This is a genomic window from Sphingomonas sp., from assembly GCF_023266535.1.
Classification (GTDB): Bacteria; Pseudomonadota; Alphaproteobacteria; order Sphingomonadales; family Sphingomonadaceae; genus Sphingomicrobium.
In genome coordinates this window covers 1-3934 of sequence record NZ_JAHFPY010000114.1, presented here as the reverse complement: position 1 = coordinate 3934, position 3934 = coordinate 1, and the positions used below count along the sequence as shown (strand labels likewise).

The window sequence follows — 3934 nt, the reverse complement described above, 5'->3', positions numbered from 1 at the left end:
AATGGCTCGGCAAGGTCGAGCAGGAGCGGCAAGCGCGGCTGGCCGGCGAGGTGGTCGCGGCCGATTTCTACCTGCGCCAGGTGACCTTCTTCGAAGTGACCTTCGACCTGATGTGCGAGGGGCTATGCGAGGATCCCTGGGCGATCATGAGCGGGTTGAGGCGCGGCGGCGAACATCTGCTCCACATTGCGGCGACGCCGATGAGCCAGATCCTCGACCAGAAACGGCGCGAGCTATGGGAGAAGTTGAGCGAACCGGAGCGGCCGGAGCATCCGCCGGCGCGCTACCTGCTGTCGAAGCTGAACTTCAGCCTGGCGTCCGAGCATCAGGCGCTGAGCGAGGAGCAGAAGCAATTGTCGCCGCAGGAACAGGAGCGATTGTTCAAGGCGTCGCGGGAGGTCGAGGCGGCGGCGCAGGCGGAATGGGAGCGCGGGTCGAGAAGTTAGATCGCCAATGGCTAATTTCGACCCATTGCGATCATTAGGCGCCTCGCCGATAACGCGAGACATGCGCCTGAAACCGCTTTCATTGCTTGCCTTGAGCTTAGGGTGCGGCGCGCCTCTCAGCGCCTCCACCATGCCACATGGTCATCGAACCAGTGCGGCGGCAATTGTAGACCGATTGGGGTCTTCAGCTTCCAAGTTCAGCGATTACGAAGCGCTGGACGCGAACCGCTGCACGGCGTTGCCGCTGCTGATCTCGGCATTAGAGAAACTGCCGCCGGTCCGCCCGGGAAAAGTGGGCGGAGCCTTGGGCCGTCCAGACAACCCACTGACCGACCGCACCAGCGATTTACTCCGTGCGCTGCGAATCCTGACCAACCACGATGAGTTCGGCCCCATAACTCGTCGCGAGTTTCTAGCTTTGCCTGTCTACCCCGAGCGGCCAGGTGTTCTAGACGGTATATTGCAGCGGGACTCCCTTATCGCGGATTTACCGGACGGCAGGAGCCGGTATTTCAGCTATTGGATTTCGCACGGGTCTTCTTTCTACGCTCCCCAACGAACCCAGCGGGCAATTAAGGCCCAATGGCGGACGTTCGTTACTAAGTTCGACTGCCACGCAAGGCTCCCGAGAAGTCGTTGGCACGCTTCATTCTTCAACGGCTAATGACCGCTTTCCACCCATTGCGGTCGTTCGGGTCCGCAGTAGTTTCGGGCCGGGAGTTACTGGAGGAACCCAGCATACTTGGGAGAAGCGGTCGAAATGCGTGTCACGAATATGGAGCGGTTTGCGCTCGGCTGCACGGCCCTGATTTTCCTGCTGGCTTGCGTCGGCATAGTCACTGGCTACTTTAAGGTGCCGAACATCGGGACGGTCGTAGAGATGCCCTGACACTTTTCCAACGACTTCAGCCAACGACCGCTTTCGGCCCATTCCGGTCATTAGGATGTCCGTAGTTCGAACCTGCTAACCCACCCCAAATATTGCTTCGGCAACGGGACCTCAGAGACCAGCGAGTGAAAGCGCGCCTGAAACTGGATAGATCGCGATCACGAAAATGAGCAGCACCAAGAGGGGTTTCGGCTTGCGGAGGAGCATGAGAGCGAGGAGCGAGACGAGCCAAACGGTTATAGCTGCCGCATCCTGAACGCGCGGCACTGGATTGACCCCTATTAAAGCCTGGCCGGTCCACGCCAGCAGATTGCAACCTATGACCGCGCCGATAACGATTCGACGGTAGCGAAAGAAATGCTGGTCGAGGTTCGCATAATCCTCCGGCCGCGTTGGGAAGACCAAGCTTGCAGCGAAATAGTAGAGACCCATCACCGCCAGCCCGTAAAGCAGCGCCAAGAATCCCGGCGGCGCCGCGTCGCGCACAGACCATGCAATAGTCCAAAACGATGTCAGATCGAGAATGACGAACAGGCCGAGCAGGGGCGTTAGCCAGCCCATCTTCACCCGATCCGGCGACTGAACGGTTTGGACCAGACCTGAGAGCACCTGCACAAGTGCGAGGCCGAGCAACAGGCTGTACAGTGAAAAATCGAGATCGAACGCGCTCATGACCCCTCCGAACGCGCAGTTCGTAAATCGGACCAGCGAACCGCCCAGCGTCGCCGTAGGTTATACGACTGCCGTGATGCGAGGACAGGTGGCAGCATCAGGGACTCCGCGTGCGCCTCACTTTGCATAATAGTCGGCTCTTGCAAATGTCCGCTTTCCACCCATTGCGGACGGAAGCGTCCCCCGGCGAAGGCCGGGGTCCAGGAGCCCGTCAGGGCTAAACCCATGGCAATTTCCGGCTAACGCCGGCCTGGGCCCCGACCTTCGTCGGGGAGCAGGCTCGTGCACTTCCCACCCGTTGCGGACATTGGTTTGCGCGCCGCCTTTTCAATTGCCTGGGCCGTCACGGGCGGTTCACTCTCACCATGCTGGCGCATGGTTGACGCTCACCCCGTGAGGTGACCTGCGGTCAGCTTCGCTTCCGGACGTGTCCGGCTACGCCGGCACGCCGTCCGGCATTCGGCATTCGGCATCTCTACGCGCTAGCTCGCGAATGCGGTGCATTCGCTCCCTTGCGCTTGGTGCCTCAAGCTTATTGCGCCGGCGGAGCGCCCTGTGGAATGCCGCCCAGCTGGCCGACCAGCTTGGTGTAGGCGTCGAGATAGGCGAGCACGATGATCTGCCCGATCTCGGTATTCTGGTAGCCGTAGCCGCCGGCCGCGGCAAAGCCGCCCCACCAGCCGCCGCCGCCAAAGCCGGCGAAGCTGACATCCTTCTTCCGGGCATAGCCTTCGACCACCATTTCCTCGGTAGTGCGGGCGTTGACGACGGAGAGGGTGACGTTGGCCTCGCCCTTCTTGACGTTGATGCCGCCGGCCAGCCCGCCAACGAAGCTGCCGCCACGGCCGAACAGGCCGCCGAGCGCGCCGAGCGCGGCTCCACCGCCCCCGCCGCCGCTATTCTGGTTGGCGGTGACGATGTTGGGCTCGAGGAAATAGTCCGCCGCCTTGACCTGGCCCTTGCCGAGGTTGGAGCCTTGCTGGAGCTCACCCTGGTCGGCCATCGCCCGCTCCATCGCCCGGCTCTGCATCGAGCGGCCGCGGTTGACGATGGTGAAGCAGTGCGACTGCTGGACGAACACCTTGATGATCGCCTCGGGGCTGCCGAGGTTTAGCTCGCGCCACCACTGGTTTTCGGGCTCGACCACCGCCAGCACGCCGATCGGCCTGGCGCAGACCGGGATCTGGGCGGTCGCGGCGGACTGCATCTTATGGGATTCGCTGGCCCCGGTGTTGCTGGTGCCCTGCGGCGCGGCGAAAGCGGGAACGGAAATGAAGGCGGCCGCGGCAAGTGCCCCGGCGGAAATCAGACGACGCATGATTTACCCCCGTAAATTAATCGGTGGGCTCACGTAACACTAAGTGCCTCTTGTGGCGAGGGGTCGACTCGCTGCCCAACATGACACTGGCGATGACACAAAGGGCGCCACCTGCTAACGCGCCGCCAAGCCAAATCCTACGAAGCAGAACCCCTTGTCCAAACCACTGAATTTAATACGTAACTTCTCGATCATCGCGCATATTGATCATGGGAAGAGCACCCTTGCGGACCGGCTGATCCAGCGGACGGGAGGCTTGAGCGAGCGCGAGATGGTCCGCGGCCAGATGCTCGACAATATGGAGATCGAGCAGGAACGCGGGATCACCATCAAGGCGCAGACGGTGCGGCTGAAGTGGAAGGCGGCGGATGGGGAGACCTATGAGCTCAACCTGATGGACACGCCCGGCCACGTCGACTTCGCCTATGAAGTGTCGCGCAGCCTGGCGGCTTGCGAGGGCGCGCTGCTGGTGGTCGACGCGGCGCAGGGCGTCGAGGCGCAAACGCTGGCCAATGTCTACCAGAGCATCGAGCATGACCATGAGATCGTGCCGGTGATCAACAAGATCGACCTCCCCGCGGCCGAGCCGGAGAAGGTGCGCGAGGAAAT

6 protein-coding genes are annotated in these 3934 nt (G+C 61.9%); 4 read left to right on the top strand and 2 right to left on the bottom strand.

Features of this window, described 5'->3' with window-relative positions:
• From Q0C64_RS13250 to Q0C64_RS13240, 3 genes are all read left to right on the top strand, one after another.
• Positions 1-446, top strand: a 446-nt coding sequence (locus Q0C64_RS13250; protein WP_294124313.1) for a hypothetical protein, incomplete at its 5' end; no start/stop codon positions are given.
• 61 nt (positions 447-507) lie between these two features.
• A complete protein-coding gene (locus Q0C64_RS13245; RefSeq protein ID WP_294124312.1) occupies positions 508-1110 on the top strand; it encodes a hypothetical protein in 603 nt (200 codons plus the stop codon).
• Positions 1111-1206: 96 nt separating this feature from the next.
• Positions 1207-1335 carry a hypothetical protein gene (locus Q0C64_RS13240; protein ID WP_294124311.1) on the top strand — a complete coding sequence of 43 codons (129 nt, stop codon included), beginning with the start codon at positions 1207-1209 and terminating at the stop codon, positions 1333-1335.
• A 111-nt stretch (positions 1336-1446) separates the two neighbouring features.
• Here Q0C64_RS13240 and Q0C64_RS13235 read toward each other — a convergent pair whose 3' ends face one another.
• Complete coding sequence (locus Q0C64_RS13235; RefSeq protein WP_294124310.1) at positions 1447-2007, bottom strand: hypothetical protein; 561 nt, start codon at positions 2005-2007, stop codon at positions 1447-1449.
• A gap of 532 nt (positions 2008-2539) precedes the next feature.
• Entirely contained in the window at positions 2540-3325 is a 786-nt protein-coding gene (locus Q0C64_RS13230) for a penicillin-binding protein activator LpoB (protein ID WP_294124309.1), read from the bottom strand.
• A gap of 154 nt (positions 3326-3479) precedes the next feature.
• Here Q0C64_RS13230 and Q0C64_RS13225 point away from each other — a divergent pair.
• Positions 3480-3934: GTP-binding protein (locus Q0C64_RS13225; protein ID WP_294124308.1), on the top strand; the 455-nt coding region annotated here is incomplete at its 3' end.

Coding starts and splice junctions, on each gene's coding strand:
- Q0C64_RS13245 (WP_294124312.1), top strand. CDS start 508: ATGCGCCTGAAACCGCTTTCATTGCTTGCCTTGAGCTTAGGGTGCGGC.
- Q0C64_RS13235 (WP_294124310.1), bottom strand. CDS start 2,007: ATGAGCGCGTTCGATCTCGATTTTTCACTGTACAGCCTGTTGCTCGGC.
- Q0C64_RS13230 (WP_294124309.1), bottom strand. CDS start 3,325: ATGCGTCGTCTGATTTCCGCCGGGGCACTTGCCGCGGCCGCCTTCATT.
- Q0C64_RS13240 (WP_294124311.1), top strand. CDS start 1,207: ATGCGTGTCACGAATATGGAGCGGTTTGCGCTCGGCTGCACGGCCCTG.